The organism is Streptomyces sp. NPDC046727 (assembly GCF_040645635.1).
Lineage (GTDB): Bacteria > Actinomycetota > Actinomycetes > Streptomycetales > Streptomycetaceae > Streptomyces.
The window spans coordinates 1-1,019 of the sequence record NZ_JBEYYR010000106.1 but is presented as its reverse complement, the minus strand read 5'-3'; the positions used below and the strand labels follow the sequence as shown (position 1 = coordinate 1,019).

General features: G+C 57.0%; 2 protein-coding genes. One reads left to right on the top strand and one right to left on the bottom strand.

Annotated features, from left to right (window positions below):
- Nucleotides 1-673 (bottom strand): zinc transporter ZntB (gene zntB / locus ABZ937_RS42875; protein ID WP_361701132.1); only part of this gene is annotated, 673 nt, incomplete at its 3' end.
- Between the two features lie 154 nt (nucleotides 674-827).
- Between zntB and ABZ937_RS42870 the strand changes: the two genes are divergently transcribed.
- On the top strand, nucleotides 828-1,019 hold a 192-nt coding region (locus tag ABZ937_RS42870; protein WP_361701129.1), incomplete at its 3' end, for a hypothetical protein.

Below are 1,019 nucleotides of genomic sequence, written 5' to 3'. Positions count from 1 at the left end.
GGCGATCGTCGTCGCTCATCCACGGCAGGCGATCGCTGGCCAGCCGTGCGAAAACGTCACGCTGCGGCGCCATGTAACGGCGCAGCACGATAAGCTGTTTACGGATCAACGCCAGCTGACCACGCTCCGGCACCTGCTGTTCCAGCAAGGCGTCCTCCAGATCGATAATCTTGTCGTGCAGATCCTCAATGAATTCGCTGGTGTGATCGGTCAACGCATCGGAAATCTCCACCAGCCAGTTGCCGCTGTTGGTCGGCCCGGCGCCGCTTTGCAAATCGTTCACCACCTGATCGATGGAATACACCTTGCGGTGCCGCGTGGAGATAATCAGTTTATCGGTGATGTACACACGGATGGTGACCAACTGGTCCGGCCGTGAGTTGGCGTTGAAGTTGATGCTGCGCAGGGTGATCATGGTGCCTTCGCCCTGGCGGCTGACGCGTGGCCGAGAGCTTTCGCCGGAGAGCGCTTCGCGCACCGAGTCCGGCAGCAGCGGCGTGGTGCTCAGCCATTCGGCGCTGGCCGGGTGCGCGTAATCAAGATGCAGCCAGCACGGCGCGTCGCAGGTGATCTTGTCATCTTGCTCGATCGGCGTGACGCCGCCCTTGCCGTCCAACTGGTAGGCGTAAACCGCATCGGCGATCTGCAGCTCGCTCCCCTCAATCACATCCATTCATTTATCCCCTCAGTCTTACTTATGTTGCTGAGTCTAGCCTTAACGCCTTGGAGATCAAAGGCCAAGCTGTAACGCCAGTTTTCACGCCAGGTGAAAAACGTGCTCTATACTTCTGGCCTTAGGGAACACATCGCAACGACAGGAAGCCCCCATGTTTGAGATCAGCGCCGCAGATATTCTCAAAGTCAGTTTGACCGTTATCACCCTGTTTATCGCCGTTGTTAAAACGCCATTTCGTATTCGGCGGGAAAACCATGACAAGCTGCTCAAGCTACTCGAATCCGTCGAGAAGCCCCACAGTGAGCGCATGCAGCTCTTACTGTTTAGGGATTACATCGGTAGC